Annotated in this window: 11 protein-coding genes; 2 read left to right on the plus strand and 9 right to left on the minus strand. The window is 72.1% G+C overall.

Translation table 11 applies throughout. The features are described from left to right. Nucleotides 1-92: 92 nt before the first annotated feature. The 4 genes from R6Y94_RS41270 to R6Y94_RS41285 all read right to left on the minus strand — a co-directional run bounded on the left by R6Y94_RS41270 (nucleotide 93) and on the right by R6Y94_RS41285 (nucleotide 5206). Nucleotides 93-800 carry a type 1 glutamine amidotransferase domain-containing protein gene (locus R6Y94_RS41270; protein ID WP_318402431.1) on the minus strand — a complete coding sequence of 236 codons (708 nt, stop codon included), beginning with the start codon at nucleotides 798-800 and terminating at the stop codon, nucleotides 93-95. Between the two features lie 475 nt (nucleotides 801-1275). Then, nucleotides 1276-2292, minus strand: a complete 1017-nt coding sequence (locus R6Y94_RS41275; RefSeq protein ID WP_318402433.1) for an alcohol dehydrogenase catalytic domain-containing protein — start codon at nucleotides 2290-2292, stop codon at nucleotides 1276-1278. Nucleotides 2293-2876: 584 nt separating this feature from the next. Further along, nucleotides 2877-3551, minus strand: a complete 675-nt coding sequence (locus R6Y94_RS41280) for a response regulator (protein ID WP_318402435.1) — start codon at nucleotides 3549-3551, stop codon at nucleotides 2877-2879. Next, a complete protein-coding gene (locus tag R6Y94_RS41285; protein ID WP_318402437.1) occupies nucleotides 3548-5206 on the minus strand; it encodes an ATP-binding protein in 1659 nt (552 codons plus the stop codon). Before R6Y94_RS41285 ends, R6Y94_RS41280 begins: the two co-directional genes overlap by 4 nt. A 175-nt stretch (nucleotides 5207-5381) precedes the next feature. Here R6Y94_RS41285 and R6Y94_RS41290 point away from each other — a divergent pair, with 175 nt between their 5' ends. Continuing rightward, nucleotides 5382-6410: a Bug family tripartite tricarboxylate transporter substrate binding protein gene (locus tag R6Y94_RS41290; protein ID WP_318402439.1), complete on the plus strand. Its 1029-nt coding sequence runs from the start codon at nucleotides 5382-5384 to the stop codon at nucleotides 6408-6410. Between the two features lie 29 nt (nucleotides 6411-6439). On the opposite strand, the gene R6Y94_RS41295 is transcribed toward R6Y94_RS41290, so the two are convergent. Then, nucleotides 6440-10546, minus strand: coding sequence for a serine protease (locus R6Y94_RS41295; RefSeq protein WP_318402441.1), 4107 nt, complete (start codon nucleotides 10544-10546; stop codon nucleotides 6440-6442). A gap of 15 nt (nucleotides 10547-10561) precedes the next feature. Continuing rightward, entirely contained in the window at nucleotides 10562-10888 is a 327-nt protein-coding gene (locus R6Y94_RS41300; protein WP_318402443.1) for a trypco2 family protein, read from the minus strand. A 106-nt stretch (nucleotides 10889-10994) separates the two neighbouring features. On the opposite strand from R6Y94_RS41300, the gene R6Y94_RS41305 reads away from it, so the two are divergent. Then, the gene (locus R6Y94_RS41305) at nucleotides 10995-11240 is read left to right on the plus strand and encodes a hypothetical protein (RefSeq protein ID WP_318402445.1); all 246 of its coding nucleotides are present in this window, start codon (nucleotides 10995-10997) and stop codon (nucleotides 11238-11240) included. A 21-nt stretch (nucleotides 11241-11261) separates the two neighbouring features. Here R6Y94_RS41305 and erm read toward each other — a convergent pair whose 3' ends face one another. From erm to R6Y94_RS41320, 3 genes are all read right to left on the minus strand, one after another. Beyond that, a complete protein-coding gene (erm, locus tag R6Y94_RS41310; RefSeq protein ID WP_318402503.1) occupies nucleotides 11262-12050 on the minus strand; it encodes an ErmE/ErmH/ErmO/ErmR family 23S rRNA (adenine(2058)-N(6))-methyltransferase in 789 nt (262 codons plus the stop codon). Nucleotides 12051-12610: 560 nt separating this feature from the next. Further along, complete coding sequence (locus R6Y94_RS41315; protein ID WP_318402447.1) at nucleotides 12611-14782, minus strand: putative bifunctional diguanylate cyclase/phosphodiesterase; 2172 nt, start codon at nucleotides 14780-14782, stop codon at nucleotides 12611-12613. Beyond that, entirely contained in the window at nucleotides 14779-15585 is an 807-nt protein-coding gene (locus R6Y94_RS41320) for an SAM-dependent methyltransferase (protein ID WP_318402449.1), read from the minus strand. Before R6Y94_RS41320 ends, R6Y94_RS41315 begins: the two co-directional genes overlap by 4 nt. Between the last annotated feature and the right edge of the window lie 165 nt (nucleotides 15586-15750).

Here is a 15750-nt window from a genome sequence, read left to right on the forward strand (position 1 = left end):
TGGCCCCGAGCTCGACGTCCGGCCGAGACCGATGGTCTGGTGACCGGCAGCATCCAGATGGTCGGCGCGACCTTGTCGGTACCCAGCCACGGTCACCTGCCGTGCCCGTCGCACATCGTGAGGATGGCGTTGGCCACCGCGCCGGCCGAAGCCGGGTTCTGACCGGTGATCAACCGTTCGTCCGCGACCACGTACGGCAGCCACGGCGGACCGTGTTCGAACCGCGCGCCCAGCTCGACGAGCCGCGACTCCAGTAGGAACGGGGCCTTCTCCATCGTGCCGTACAGCTTCTCCTCCTCGTTGTCGAGAGCGGTGACCCGGCGGCCGGCGAACAGCCATCCCCCGTCTGGGCCGGTCGCGCTGAGCAAAGCAGCGGGGCCATGACAGACCGCGGCGATGACCGTCCCGGACTCCATCGCCGCAGAGAGCAGACGGCCCATCGCCGGGTCCTGGTACAGGTCCTCCATCGGCGCGTGCCCGCCGGGAATCATGATCGCGTCGTAGTCGGCAGCATTCACCGCATCCAGCTTCTGCGGCGACTGCCACTCCTGCGCGATGGAGTCGCAGTACTGCCCGTAGTATCTGCCATTCGGGCTCGCCGGGCTCGACTCCCGGCCGACGGGATCCAGGTTTGGTCGCCGACCCTCGGGGGATGCGAAGCCGACGTCCGCCCCACTTCGCACGAACACCTCGTGGGGCGCTCCCAACTCTTCGGGAATGAACCCCGCCACCCTGGTGCTGCCGTCGCTCTGGGTCCAGTGATCCGCCCCAGAGAGCACGAACAGGATACTTGTTGTCATGGGGTTCTCCGCTCATTCTGGGCTACTGCACTACGCCCCCGCAGCTGACTCACCCTCGACGAATCCCCACGGTAGTTGCGACCATGCATCGCCAAGCGCGCCCGTCTCGAACTTGTCGAAATGCGGCACGCTCCCCGGCCGCCCAGGCGTGGACGAGAACGAACTCAGGTTGTGCTGGTCGCCGGCCGCCTGAAATGTGCTGGGCCGGCGATACGGCTGGTGGCTGGAGCCACTGCTCGACGGGGACGCGGAGATCGACTTGGACGAGGCTGGCGCCGATGAGCAGGCCGAGCGTTGACCGAGTGGAACGCGTGACCGAATGGGGTGAGAACGTGCCGAGGCCGGGCTGACCGGGTCCCCGTGAGGTGTCCACCTGCGCTGAGGCCGGCGTAGGCCATCACCGATCGAGCGTACCGGCGCTACCGGAGTGCCCGATCGGTGATGGCGTTGCGTGATATGCGGCTCAGGCGTCAGGTCAGAACGTCACCACGGCCTTGAAACGGACCTTGCCACTGCTGGCAGCCTCGTACGCTTCGCCGACACGCTCCTTCGAGAAGACCTCGACCATCGGCTTGACTGCTCCTCGGGCCACGAAGTCGAGGGCCTCAACCAGGTACTCCATGCCATTGTGCGCGGATCCGATCACCTCATAACCCTGAAAGGTCAGCGGTCCGGCCGGCAGCGGCAGCTCGTCGGTGGCGACGCCCATCATCACGACCTTCCCCCAGGGCTTGAGGCCGTTCATGGCGTCCACGATAGCGGCGTGCGAGCTGCTGGTGTGCATGAGGACATCAGCCCCGCCGGCCTCCTTCAGTGCCGCACCGTCGGCGACGACATTATCGGCGCCGAGCCGCCGCGCGAGCTCCTGCTTGTCACCAGTACGGGTCACGGCAGTGACGTGGTAGCCGGCAGCCTTCGCGTACTGGATGGCGAAATGGCCGAGGCCGCCGACCCCCACGACAGCAACCTTCGCGCCAGGCTTGGGGTCAACCTTGCGCAGCGCGGCCCACACCGTGTAGCCGGCGCACAGAGTCGGAGCCGCGTCCTCGTAGGAGATGCCGTCAGGCAGCAGCACGGTACCGTCGGCATCAGCAGCGATGTACTCGGCGAAAGCGCCGTCAACCGTGACGCCGGTCAACGTCGGGTTGGCGCAGTTGACACCGCTGACAAAGCTGACCGGGTGCTCCTCGCGGCAGAAATCGCACACACCACAGGTCCGCTGGGCCATCGGGATACCGACCCGGTCGCCGACCCTGCGCTTGGTCACGCCCTCGCCCACGGCGACGACCTCCCCGACACCCTCGTGCCCGAGGATCAGCGGAAACTCGTGGAACGACAGGGTGCCATTGGCCATCCACACATCTGTGCCACAGATCCCGCACGCGCGAATCCGCACCAGCACGTCGTTCGGTCCCACCTCCGGAACAGGCCGATCTTCCAGCACCCACGCAGCGTTCGCCTCTGCGATGACTGCCGCCTTCATCTGTGACATGATCGATCCTCCTGGTGCCTCAGCTTGATGCCTGTTTGCCCCGCCGCAGGTGGTGGCGGCGCTTCACTGAACCCTTCTCAACCTGAACCGCGCGGCGCGTCCGCCCCGACTTCCCCCTCCGGCCACGACGGACCGCAAGGGGAGGTTGAACAGGTTCGCTGATTGAGCGGCTCCCGGGACTTGGGGTTCAGGCCGGAAGCCGCCTCCGTCCCGGCCAACACAACCACCCCGGACGGGTGCACGAGGCCCTCGAACTGGCCCGGCTCTACCTAGGCAGAGCCAACCTGGGTACAGCAGACCCACCCGGCGCCGCCGACACCAGCACCACGCCAGACAAGCCCACTACCAGCTAAGACACCAACCAGCTGTGGCTGGACCTGCCCGACAACCGCGTCCACAGCACCATCGTGCGACACAACCGGGAAATCGGATTCAAACTGGCAGATGGGTGGCACTGGAAGGGACCGGGCGAGCAGGAGTGAGGGACAGCGTCTGACAATCAGACGGTGGTGCTGGTTGAGCAGTGACCTTCCACCTGAGTCGTGCGGCGCCCACGCACCTCGTCCGGCCACCGGGTCGCAGGGTCACGCTCCGCCGGTCCACCGGTAGCGTCGCTCCGGTCGGCCGGCGGAGCCGTACCGCAGGCTCACCCCGGCCTTGCCGGCTCCGACGAAGTGCTCCAGGTAGCGCCGGGTGCTGACTCTCGACAGCCCGACCCGGTCGGCGCACTCGGTCGCCGACAGATCGCCGTCGGTCGACCGCAGTGCCGTGGCAACCAGGTCGGCGGTCGGCTGGGTGAGCCCCTTCGGCAGTTCGATCGGGGCCGGCCGGAGCGCGACGAAGAGCCGGTCGACGTCCTCCTGGGCCACCTCTCCCGAGCCGGCCAGCCGCTGCTGGGCGGCGGCGTACCGCTCCAGCCGATCGCGCAGGGCGTCCGAGGTGAACGGCTTGATCAGGTAGTGCACCACCCCGCCCCGCAGGGCGGTCCGGATCGTGTCGACGTCCCGGGCCGCCGTCACCGCGAGGACGTCCACCACCGCCTCGCCCTCGCGCAGCCGGCGCAGTACCTCCAGCCCGGAGAGGTCCGGCAGGTAGATGTCGAGCAGTACCAGATCGGGGCGCAGCCGGTGCACCGCGTCGAGCGCCTCCGCGCCGGTGTGCGCCACCCCGACGACGGTGAAGCCGGGCGTCCGCTCGACGAAGCCCTGCTGGACCCGAGCCACCATGAAGTCGTCGTCGACCACCAGTACCCGGATCATGCCGGCCCCGTGCCGGGCAGCGGAGCATCCCGGGCCGGGTCGCGGCCGGACGGCGCCGCCTGCCGGGCCCGGTCGTCAACGGGCGGCGCGGCCTCCCAGGCCGGGTCCGTGGCGGGCAGCGGCAGCCGGGCCCGGAACGACGCGCCGTCGACCTCGACGCTGCCGCCCCGGCGCTGGCAGATCAGCCGGACCAGCGCCAGCCCCAGTCCGTGGTGGCCCCGGGCCGGATCCTTGCTGCTGTAGCCCTGCCGGAACACCGCCTCGACCAGTTCCGGGGGCACCCCCGGACCGGAGTCGCCGACCCGGACCACGACCTCCGCGTCGACCCGGGCGAGCGCGACCTCCACCCAACCACCGGAGCCGGCCGCGTCCAGCGCGTTGTCGACCAGGTTGCCGACCACCGTGACCAGGTCGGCGGCGAGCTGCTCGTCGACCGCGGGCAGGTCCGACTCCGGGGAGACCGCGAGCCGGACACCCTGCTCGGCGGCGAGGCTTGCCTTGGCGATCAGCAACGCGGCCAGTGCCGGGTCGCGGACCAGCTCGGTGACGTCCCGGTTCAGCTTCTCGTGCACCTGGCTGGCCCGGGTGACGTACCGGATCACCTCGTCGTGTTCGCCGAGTTCGATGAGTCCGGCGATGGTGTGCAGCCGGTTGGAGAACTCGTGCGCCTGGGCCCGCAGAGCCTCGGTGGTGTGCCGGCTGGCGTCCAGCTCGCGGCGGAGCGCGGTCAGTTCGGTCCGGTCCCGCAAGGTGGTCACCGAGCCGACCCGACGGCCCCGGACCAGCACCGGCCGGCGATTGAGCACCAGTACCCGGTCGTCGCTCAGGACGATCTGGTCCACCCCGGTGACCTTGCCGGTGAGTACGTCCCGGAGCCGGGGCTCCATCGGCTCGGCGTGCAGCGATCGGCCCACCGGCAGGGCCGCCAGCCCGAGCAGCCGGACCGCCTCGTCGTTGACCAGGGTCACCCGGTCGGCGGTGTCGGTGCCGAGCACGCCCTCCTTGATGCCGTGCAGCATCGCCTCACGGTGCTCGACCAGGCCGGTGATCTCGCGCGGCTCCAGCCCCAGCGTCTGCCGCTTCACCCGCCGGGCCAGCAGCAGTGACCCGGCCACCCCGAGCACCCCGCCGAGCAGCAGGTAGGTGAGCAGGTTGGTGAGGCCGGCCGCGAGCTGCTCGGGCAGCGTCGGATAGGTCTGGCCGACCACGATCAGGCCGAGGAATCGGCCGTCCTGTTCGTCGAGCACGGGCACGTGCGCGACCAGCGCCTTGGAGCCGTCGTCGACCACACCGACCCAGGACCGGCCGGCGAGGCCGTCACTGCTGCCGAGCACCATCGACGATCCCGCGTCCGGGCCGGTGACCAGTTTGCCGGTGGCGTCGGCGATCAGCACGAACGTCGCGCCGGAGACCGCCCGGGCGCTCTCCGCCACCGCCGCCAGCGCCTCCTGACCGTGCGGGTCGCCGATGCCCATCCGTACGGTCCGGTTGATCGCCGCGTTCTCCCCGACGGAGCGCAGCCGGGAGCCCTCGTTCCGGCGGAACGCCGCGTCGGACTCGGCGATCGAGACGGCCGCCACCGTGCAGACGACGAGCAGGACGATGCCGAGTTGCAGCAGCAGGAACTGACCGGCCAGGGACATCCGCTGCCGCATCGCTCCTCCTCGTCCGGTTCGTTCGCCGGGGCTGGTTCCGACGCTCTCGCCGGCCCCGCCACGGCGCCCGGCCGGGCAACCGGGAAGCTCTCACCTGACCAGTCCCGACGTCAACCGGCAAACTGGTCCGGTCACGGGTGGTGACAACCGGGCGCCGGCCGGCCAGGATCGGCGGATGGCCCGCACCAGATATCCGACGACGAGAAGGCTGGCCGGTGCGGTCGCCGCCGGCCTCGCCGTGGTGCTGGTCGCCGTGTCGGGCTGCGCCGGACGCCTCGCCGACGGAACTACCGAACTGCGGCTGCTCGTCCCCAACGCGCCCGGCAGCGGCTACGACGTGACCGCACGCACCGCCGCCAAGGCACTGGCGGACGCCGGGATCGCCCGGGCCGTGGAGGTCTTCAACCTGCCCGGTGGCGGTGGCGTCGTCGGGCTGCGACGGCTCGGCTACGAGCGGGGAAACCCGGACCTGATGATGCTGATGGGGCTCGGCGTGGTGGGCAGCCAGTACGCCTCCGGGGCCCGGTTCACGCTCCAGGACACCACCCCGATCGCCCGGCTGATCGAGGAACCGGCCATCGTGGTGGTGACCCGGGACTCGCCGTACCGGGACATCGGCGGGCTGATCGCGGCCTGGCGGGCCGATCCGGCGGGGGTGCCGGTGGGTGGCGGCTCCTCCGCCGGCGGACCGGACCACCTCGCCCCGATGCTGATCGCGGACGCGGTCGGCATCCCGCCCCGGCAGGTGAGCTACCGGCAGTTCGACGGCGGTGGCGACCTGCTCGCCGCGATCCTCGACCACCAGGTCGACTTCGGCGTCTCCGGCCGCAGCGAGTACGCCGACCAGATCGCCTCCGGCCAGCTCCGGGTACTCGCCGTGACCAGCAAGTTCCGGGTCACCGGCACCGCCGCGCCGACCCTGCGGGAGCGCGGGGTCGACGTCGTCTTCACCAACTGGCGGGGCATCGTCGCACCGCCCGGACTGGACGGGGACGACGTCGCGGCGATGCGGGAGATGGTCGCCCGGTTGCACGGCTCGGCGCAGTGGCGGGCGGTGCTGGCCAAGTACGGCTGGACCGACGCGTACCTGGACGGTGCCGGGTTCGGCGACTTCCTCCGGGCCGAGAACGATCGCCTCGCCCACGCACTCGACGGGCTCGGCCTGAGCCCGGCCGGCACCTCCGGGCCGGGGACCGGCCGGTGATCGACGCGTACCTCGACCGGCGGCAGGGCTCAATCGGGGGCGAGGCGGGCGAGCACGTCCCGGTGTGCGTCGATGCTCGCCCGCCGTTCGGCCGACGCCGCCGGGTGCCGGTCCAGCCAGGCATCGAGCTGCCCGACCGCACGGCGCACGACGTCCGCCGCCGCCCGACCCGCACCGGCATCCTGCCGCAATCGGTGTGCCACCTGCGGTAGCAGCTCGAAGGCCGTGCCGTCGTCCACCCGCACCTCGAGCCAGTCGATCGCGACCGCCAGCACCCGGTCAGCCTCCGTGGCGTCACCGAGACCCCCGTCCCGCAGCAGCGCGGCGAGCAGTCGGCCGGCACCGGAGACGCGCGAGACATCCGAATCCACCCGAGCGGAACCGACCTGCCAGGCGTGGCGCCGCGCCGACGGCGACAGGGCACGGTCGCCGAGCACCGTGGGTAGTAGCTGGAAGATCTGGGCGGAGCGGGGGTTGGCCGCGCACCAGCCGATGCAGGTCGCGTGCAGTTCGTCCCGCACCGGGCCGTCGAGCACGTCGGCGCCGGAGAGCAGGACTCCCAGCACCCGCGCGGCCCAGCCCGGCATGCCGTCGACGGCGACCTGGCCGCACGCCCGCCCGACGAACCGGTTCCACTCGGGCGTCGTCTCGGTGCGTTGCGCCAGCAGGACGCCGACCAGCTCGCGGCCCGGCCGGCTCAGCAGCAACGGCCGGGACAGGATCCGGACGGCCCGGTCGGCCAGCTTCCCCCGGTCGTCCCGGTTCGCCCGGCGGTTCCTCAGCGCGCTGACCAGCAGCGGTATCGCGCTGTCGTCGAACGGGTGGGCGCCGAGCCAGTCCAGCGTCGCGGTCATCGCCGTCGAGTACTCCTCGGCGGTGATGTCGGGGCGGCGCAGCAGCGAGGTCAGTGGGTGACTGGTGTGCCGGTCGCGGGGGTGGCGACGCAGCTGGTCGAAAGTGAGGTCCAGCAGTTCGGCCCGGAGGTCCGCCGGCAGTGCCGGCTTGGCGAGCAGCGGCGGAAGCAGGTCCCGCGCCACCGTGGGGCTCGGCGTCCGCCGGCACAGCGCCAGCGCCTCGCCGACGCGCCCGCGCAGTTCGTCGGCATCGTCGTCGAGCAGCCGGGTACGCAGCAGCGCGCCCAGCACGCTGATCCGATTGGTCCGGGTCGCCTCGGGGGCGGAGAGCCAGCTCAGGGTACGCCGGCTCAGCTCCGCCGACTCCTCCTCGGTGAGCCGGGCCCACGGGTCGGTCTCCCGGCGGGCGAGGTGCAGCAGGCGTTCGAGAAGCCGGCCGGCTTCCTTCACGTCCCCGTTCGCGTCGAGCCAGTCCCAGGCAAGGCGTACGGCGCGGGAGAGGTCGTCCCGGCCGCGCAGGTCGGGAGAGATCAGGTTCTCCAGCACGTACACGGCGGCGGGGCGCCGACCGTAGCCCCGGCGGTCTTCCAGCCAGCGCAGGGAGTCCTTCACCGCCTGCTTGAACACCGGGTCGGGCAGGTCCCGACCGAGGCGGTGCCGGCGGAACACGGCCTCCAGGGCGAAACTGGCGTTGTGCGGTTCCCGGGGCGCGACCCGGTCGAGCAGGAACGACGCGGTCGCCTCCAGGTCCGCGCCAGCCAGCTCCGGGCGCTGCACGAGCGGCCGGGCGACGAACGCCGCATTGCGGTGGTGGCCGTTGCGCCGCAGCCAGCCGAGGGCCCAGGCGACGAGGCGGGCGCCGTGCGGATGGCCGGGTGGCAGGCCGAGCTGCTTGCCGTGGTCGAGCAGGCTGGCGAGCACGAACGAGGCGTTCGGATGCGGGGCGTGCTGGGCCAGCCACTTGAAGGCCCGCTCGACGGTCCATTCGCCGTACGCCGAGTCGACGCCCTCCGGCGGGGACAGCTTGTGGAAGGCGTACGCCGCCCTCGGGTTGGCGACGTTGTGGCTGATCCAGGCGATCACGTAGGGGTACCCGACCTGGGGGTCCAGACAGGACGCGACGGAGAGTACCCCGTCCCGGGCCTTCGGGTCGCGGAAGCGCCGCCGCAACCAGGTCTCGGCGATCGGCTCGACCAGCCGACGCGCGGCGGGTCGCCAGGTCGGCAGGCGCAGCAGGGTGTGCAGGATCCGGCCGTCCGGGTCCCGGTCGAGCAGTGCCGTCAGCTCTCCGGCGTTGTCCAGGCACCACTGCTCGACGGCGGCGCCGAGCGGCTGCCCCGACTCGTCCTCGATCGCCTCGCGCAGTCGGTGCACCGCCTCGGCCACGTGGCACAGCACCCGCTGATCGGCGAGGCCTGGTTCGAGGGTCCGGTGGAGGACGTCGGCACGGATCCCCCCCGAGCGGCGTTCGAGCAGAACCTCGGTGAGCAGGCGGTCGGCGTACAGGTGGTGCACCGTCTGGATGGTGTCGCCACGTCGGGCCAGGATTCCGGCCCCGCACAGCGAGTCGAGAAGCTCCGCCGGCGGCCACGGGGTGCCGAGCGGGCTGAGTATCTCGCCGCGCCTCCCGAGTGCCGCCTTCAGTGCCTCGGCGGAGAGCGGGGTGGCCGCGGCGATCCAGGCGGCGGCGGTGAGCCGCCCGTCCGGCCTGGCGGCCGGCTCCGAGCGGCGTACCGACGGCAGCCCCAGCTCCTCCCGGTCCAGCACCTCGCGCAGCCAGCCGGCGATGTCCTGGTCGCCGAGTGGCCTCGCCGTGCTGACGTCGCGCCCGGCGGCGACCTCGCCGTTGTAGTAGTTGGCGAGCAGCACCGCGATAGCCGGAATGCCCCGACAGATCGTCATCAGGTGTTCCTCGCCCGCCTGCTGCACGGCCTGTTCGGCCAGACTCCGCACGGTCCGCCGCAGGATGTCAGCCTGGTAGCCCGGATCGGCGCGGACCTCGATCTCCTCGAAGAGTTTTGTCGGCGCCAGTTTCCAGCGGGTCGTGTCCGGATCCAGCGCAGCCGTCCGTACGGGGCCCAGGATGGCCAGTCGCGCGCCCGTGTTGAGGGCGCCGGCCCGCAACTGCCGGACGGTCTCCGCAGTGGTCTCGGCGAGCCACTCGAGGTCCTCGACAACCAGCAGCACCGGCGAGGAGAGCGGCTCGGCGCACTTCCACGCGTCCTCCAGCGAGGCGCGCTGGTCCCACCGCGGCAGGTGGACGACGAGCCAACCGGCGCCGTCGGCGAGCGCGGCGGTTTCCAGGCAGAGCCGGGTCTTGCCGACACCGGGTATCCCGGACAGCATCACCCCGAGCCGCCGATCCTCCGCACCCTCGACCATCCGGGTCAGCGCGGCGAGGACCTGGCTCGGCGCGCTCGGGTGGTCGCCCGGATCCACGAACCGCAACCGACCGGAGGTGAGGAAGGAGTCCTCGGCCACCAGATTGTCGACGTGGTCCCCGTGCGGGATCAGGCCGGGACAGGTCTGGTTCCACCCGTCGGGGAAGACGGGGCGCGGATCCGGGTCGATATCCTCGGCCTCCAACAGGTCACGCCAGCGCTGATCGGTGACCGCGTCGAGCCTGGTGATCTCCTGCTGGCCGGCCCCCGCCCCGGAGAGCTGCTCCCAGAACACCCCGACCAGCAGATGGGAGGAGCCGGCGAAGACCGCCGCGCCGGACATCCCCTTCCAGGGACTGTCGCCCGGCGCGGCCTCGGGCACGGTGACGTCGGGATGGAGGCGCAGCGCTTCCGGGCGCCCCCCGCTCGCGGTGTGGATCCGGCCGTTGATGTGCGAACGGCCGCGCCTGTACTCGCCGGTGCGCTCAAGGTAGATCTCGGTGTGTCTCGGATATCCCATCGCCAGCACGCTGACCGTCGTCGCCCTCGTGAGGTCGATCCGGCCCAGCCGTACCGGCGGGACGTGCCCCGGTGGCGGATCGGCGAGCCGCAACAGGGCGAGGTCCCTGCCGTCCGGATCGCGCCACACACAGGTCGCCGGACGCTCCAGACCGTCGCCGCCGAGGTCCACGAAGAGCGCGGGCCCACCGTCCGGGCCGATGCCGTCGGGCGGCAGGTTTTCGAGGACATGCGCGGCGGTGAGCACCAGCCGGTCCGAGATCCGGTATCCGGTACCGAAGTCAGGCGCGGGGTCGAGGCCGGCGTCGGGGTCGGGGGATCCCGGACGGTACGCGAAGACGCCCGTCACCCGAGCCGGTCGAGGTTCGGCGTGTCGTCGCACCGCTGACGATCCTGACTAGCGCGGCGGTCGCCGCAGCCTGTCGCTCGTCTGTATCGGTTCACCGTCGGGTGTCCGGGCATCGAGCTGGATCCGGAGGGTCTGCACGTCGCTGCGGCTCTCCGACACCTTCGCACCGGCGGAGATCACGTAGACCTTGATGCCGCCGTCCACGTCGCCGGTGCGGCTGAGCGTGGTCTGCAGCTCAAGCTCGAGTGCCGAGACCCCGAGCCGTACCGGTCCGCCCTCGGCCGCAGCGACGTTCATCGCCTCGGCCAACTCCCGACGGATCGCGCCGAGCGCGGCCGCGAGGCCGATCCCCTGGTCATCCGGCAACGAACTCATCTGCCCCCCACACACACAACTACCGCGACGATGCGTCCACTCCGCGGACATTCTTCCGCATCCGATCCGGTGGAGTCCACGGCGCGGCGATCGTGCACGTGCCTCGATGGCGCCGTCCCGGCTCCCGGACCTGACCCGACGCAGCCGACGACGATCCTCCACCCGTCGCTGCCTCTCCGGCCCGGACCACCTCACCTCGATGCTCGTCGATGACAGCAGCCGGACGGGTACCGCGGGTGTCGCGGCCCCGGACCTGCTGATCGTGCAGCAGGTCCGGGGCACCGGGCAGGCCGAGGCCTACGCCGACCAGATCTCGGCCAAGTTCGGCTATCCGGGGGCACGACCCGGGTGATCGGCCCGGCCGGGCGCCGGCTCAGCGCCGGGCCGGATGGACCGCCTGGAACAACGAGATCCACTGCTCCGGCCAGACGTACCCGACCAGGATGTCGGCCGGCACCCGGTTCGCCCGCAGTGCGGCGTCGACCCGGCGCGCCGGATAGCCACGGTGCAACGAGGCCCGCAACGAGCCGCCCACTCCGCTGAAGCCGAGCGCGACGAACCGCTCGTAGTCGGCGAGTTGGTGCGCCGGCAGCAGCTCCACCGCCCGGCGCTCCAGGCGCAGGATGCCGGAGTCCACCCGGGGCATCGGCCGGAACCGCTCCCGGGGGATCCGGCCGGCCAGCCGCCAGTTCATCCAGGGCCAGGTCTGCACGGTACGCAGCGTCCACCGGCCGTAGTCGCCGCAGCGCTTCCGGGCGTACTCGAGCTGGGTGACGAGGGTGGCGGTGGTCAGCCCGGGGGCGTCCAGGCACCAGTCGACGATCCGGCTGGTCGAGGCGTACGGGATGTTGCCGACCACCGCGAACGGTTCGGTGGGCGGCCGGGCCGCGACGAAGTCGGCGTGCACGAGCCGGAGCCCCGGCTCGGACCGGAACTCCTCGCCGAGCCCGGCGACCAGCGCCGGGTCGATCTCGTACGCGACGACCCGCCGGCACCGCCGGACCAGTTCCCTGGTCAGCGCCCCCTGCCCCGCGCCGACCTCAAGGATCAGCCCGGCCGGGTCCGGGCGGGCCGAGGCGATGATCTGCGCGATGGTCCGGTCGTCCCGCAGAAAGTTCTGCCCGAGCACCCGGCGCGACCGGTCCGGCCCGGTACGCGGCACCGCGGGCCGGTCGGGTTGCCGGCGGGCCGGCGGGTTCGCCCGGCGGGCGCCGGGACGGTTGTCTCGATTGGGTTGGTGATGCGGCACAGCCGTGTCCTCCCGCCCGGTCACTCCGGGCCGGTCTGTGAGACAGGCGGGCGCGCAGCGGCCACGACCTGTCCCGGATGGATCAGGACTCGGGTGACCCTGGACGTGCGGAGATGCCGGCGCATCGCGCTCACGCGTCTTCGACGGCAACGGCGTCACGCGTCATCGACGCGTACGGCGTCACAGGATGTCGACGCGGGTGACCTGCACCCGCCGCGACGACGCGGTACGTCGGGCGGACAGGTGGCGGGCCACGGCGCGGCGCGCCGCCGGAAGGACGGGCCTGGCGTTCGACCGCGCCGCGTCAGCGGCGTCGGCGATCGAACCTGGGTGCTCCCGCGCTCAGCCGACCAGGGCGGAGCGGCCGGCCCGAAGGCGGATCAGGAGCATGGGCGCCCCGTCGGCGGTGCACGTCCCGGTCAGGGACCCGCGGATCAGGGCGTGGAAAGTGCCGGACACCCCATCACCCTAGCTCAGTACGTGGGGACCGGATCAACCGGTTTTCCGCCCTCCCCGACGATCATCCGGTGCAGTACGTCCGGTTCGCCGGGCCGGGCGAACCACCAGCCCTGGGCGTGGTCACAGCCCATCGAGCGGAGCAGTTGGGCCTGCTCCCGGGTCTCCACCCCCTCGGCGGTGACGGTCAGGTTGAGCCCGTGCGCAAGCGCGATCACGCTGGCCACGATCTGCCGGTCGGCGGGCGTACCGGGGTGCCCGGGCGTGAGGCCCTCGATGAACGCGCCGGCGATCTTCAGCTCCCGTACCGGGAGTCGACGGAGGTAGGCGAGGTTCGAGTAGCCGGTGCCGAAGTCGTCCACCGCGACCCGTACGCCGTGCGCGGCCAGTGCCTTCAGTGCGTCGGCCGGGCCCTGAGCCGGCCCGAGCAGGGCGCTCTCGGTCAGTTCGAGCTGCAACTGGGAGGCCGGCAGCCCGACCTCGTCGAGGGTACGCAGCAGTTCGTCGGCGAGGCCGACGTCGTGCAGTTGCCGGGCGGAGAGGTTGACGCTGACGAACGGCGCCCGCTCGCCGAGATCCCGGTACCAGCGGGCGGCCTGCTGGCAGCCGCGGGTCAGCACCCAGCGACCCAACTGCCCGATCAGGCCGATCTCCTCGGCGAGGTCGATGAAGAATTCCGGGGCGACCGGACCGTGCTCGGGATGGGTCCACCGCAGCAGCGCCTCGGCGCCGATCGGCACCCCGTCGGTGAGCCGCACGATGGGCTGGTACCGCAGTGTGAAGTCGTCCCGGTGCAGGGCCGAGCGGAGCCCGCTCGCCAGCGTCGACCGGAGCGCCTGCGCGTCGTGCCGGTTCGCGTCGTAGATTTCGTAGCGGTCGCCGCCGGCCGCCTTCGCCCAGTACAGCGCGATGTCGGCGGCCCGCATCAGATCGCTCGGCTGGCTGTGCGGGATCCGGTCGTCGGTCACCCCGATGCTCACCGAGACCGAGAGCTGGTGTCCGGCCGCCGGGATCGGCTGCCGGACCGCCGACACCACCCGCCCGGCGACCCGTACCAGCCGGGTCGGGTCCGGGTCGGCGGCGACGATGACGAACTCGTCGCCACCGAGCCGGCCGGCCAGCCAGCCGGGGTCGGCGACGCACCCGGCGAGCCGGGCCGCGACGGTACGGAGCACGTCGTCACCGGCCGCGTGCCCGAACGAGTCGTTGATCGTCTTGAACCCGTCGAGGTCGAGGTAGCAGATCCCGATGTGCTCGTCCGGGCCGAGCCCGTCGATCAGCTCGTCGAGCCGGCGCAGCACCAGGGCCCGGTTGGGCAGGTTGGTCAGCGGATCGTGCAGCGCCTGATGGGAGAGCGCGGACTGTAGGTGGTAGCGCTCGGTGTCGTCCTGCGCCGTGACGACCAGGTGGGTCACCTCGCCGTGCGGCACCGGGGCCAGCGAGAGCCGCAGCCAGACGGTGCCGCCGTCCGGGCGGCCGAAGGCCGCGTCGAGTTCGGCGTGCGCCCGGCGGCCGGCGTGCAGTTCGTCGAGCGCCTGGCCGACCGCCGCCCGGTGACCGGACTGGACGAGCCCGGTCAGCCGCCGCCGGACCAGTTCGGCGACCGGACGGTCCAGCATCCGGGCCAGGGCGGGATTCGCCTGCACGATCCGGTTCTCCGGGTCGACGACGCAGATCCCGCTGGCCGAGGAGACGAAGAGGGCCTCGAACCGCGCCTCGCTGGCCGCCCAGGCCCGCTCGGCGGTACGTCGGGCGGTCAGCACCGCCCTGATGATCGATTCCAGCTCGCGTTGGGTCCGCTCGCGCAGCGCCCGGGCGTACCCGGCGGCGACCGCGCCCAGCAGCTCGGTCCGGCCGGCGGCGTCGTCGGCCCGGGCCGTCGCGGGATCGTGACGCGCGTCGGCCGCGCCCTCGTCGGGTGGAAAGTGTGCGGCCAGGGCGGCGACGGTGGCGTGCAACGCGGCCACGTCGGTGTACCCGTCGGCGACCAGCGCGGCACCGACCTCCCGGGCCGCGGCCGTGCCGTCGGGCGAGCCGGCCATCCGTTCGGCGTAGCCGAGCAGCACCTGCCGCAGCTCGTCCAGGCGCACCGGGACGTAGCTGATCTGGGCCATCACCCGGGCCCAGTGCTGGGCGAACTCGTCGAGGGCGGCGGACGCCGGCCAAGGCCCCTGGCCCGGCTGGGTCACCGCTTGCGTCCCACTCCGGCGTAGATGAGGGCGCCCCGGTAGCGGTCGTCGACCGTCTCGGTCGGGTCCGGACGCCAGTCCGGCAGGTTCACCAACCCTGGCTCGACCAGTTCGAAGCCGGTGAAGAACCGCTCGGTCTCGGCCCTGTCCCGGGCGGTCAACGGCGTCGGGGTACGCCGGTACAGCTCTCTGATCTCCTCGTCCGACTCCTCGCTGGCCCCGTGCGCGCCCTGGGTGACCACGAGATAGCTGCCCGACGGCAGCCCTTCGGTCAACCGGGCGATCGCCCCGTGCGGGTCGTCGGAGTCGGGCACGAAGTGCAGCAGCGCGACCAGCAGCAGCGCGGTCGGTTGGGTCAGATCGAGCAGGCCGCCGTCGCGGACCTGGTCGAGGATGTCCTGCGGCCGCCGCAGGTCCGCCTGGAGTACGGCGGTGCGGTCGTCGCCGGCCAGGATCGCCCGGCTGTGCGCCACCGCGACCGGATCGATGTCCACGTAGACCACCCGGGCCTCCGGGTCGAACTGCCGGGCGACCTCGTGCACGTTGTTGGCGGTCGGGATGCCGGAACCGATGTCCAGGAACTGCCGGATGCCCTGCGCCGCGAGTAACCGGACCGCCCGGCCCAGGAAGGCCCGGTTGGCCCGGGCGTACCGGACGGCGTCGGGCCAGGCCAGTTCGGTCTTCCGGGCTATCTCCCGGTCGACCTCGAAGTTGTGCGATCCGCCGAGCCACACGTCGTAGATCCGCGAGGCACTGGGGCGGTCGATATCGATGTCGTCGGGCGCCCAGTCCGGTTGTGTCACCGTCACACTCCGCCAGCTCCGTGTTCGCCGTCCCGGCCCGACCCCGGCCACCCGTACTGGCCAGCCTGGTGTCCGCGCCGGTTTCCCGAGCCGACAGCGTACCGATCGCGGACCGGTTGGCGAACCCACGGACATCGAGACACGCCACGTTCGGGCCCGGCCACG

Origin of the sequence: Plantactinospora sp. KLBMP9567 (assembly GCF_033446045.1) — a bacterium.
Classification (GTDB): domain Bacteria; phylum Actinomycetota; class Actinomycetes; order Mycobacteriales; family Micromonosporaceae; genus Plantactinospora.

What these genes read in the sequence shown, in the direction of transcription:
- R6Y94_RS41270 (WP_318402431.1), bottom strand. Translation starts at nt 800, where the DNA reads ATGACAACAAGTATCCTGTTCGTGCTCTCTGGGGCGGATCACTGGACC.
- R6Y94_RS41275 (WP_318402433.1), bottom strand. Translation starts at nt 2,292, where the DNA reads ATGTCACAGATGAAGGCGGCAGTCATCGCAGAGGCGAACGCTGCGTGG.
- R6Y94_RS41280 (WP_318402435.1), bottom strand. Translation starts at nt 3,551, where the DNA reads ATGATCCGGGTACTGGTGGTCGACGACGACTTCATGGTGGCTCGGGTC.
- R6Y94_RS41285 (WP_318402437.1), bottom strand. Translation starts at nt 5,206, where the DNA reads ATGCGGCAGCGGATGTCCCTGGCCGGTCAGTTCCTGCTGCTGCAACTC.
- R6Y94_RS41290 (WP_318402439.1), top strand. Translation starts at nt 5,382, where the DNA reads ATGGCCCGCACCAGATATCCGACGACGAGAAGGCTGGCCGGTGCGGTC.
- R6Y94_RS41300 (WP_318402443.1), bottom strand. Translation starts at nt 10,888, where the DNA reads ATGAGTTCGTTGCCGGATGACCAGGGGATCGGCCTCGCGGCCGCGCTC.
- R6Y94_RS41305 (WP_318402445.1), top strand. Translation starts at nt 10,995, where the DNA reads ATGGCGCCGTCCCGGCTCCCGGACCTGACCCGACGCAGCCGACGACGA.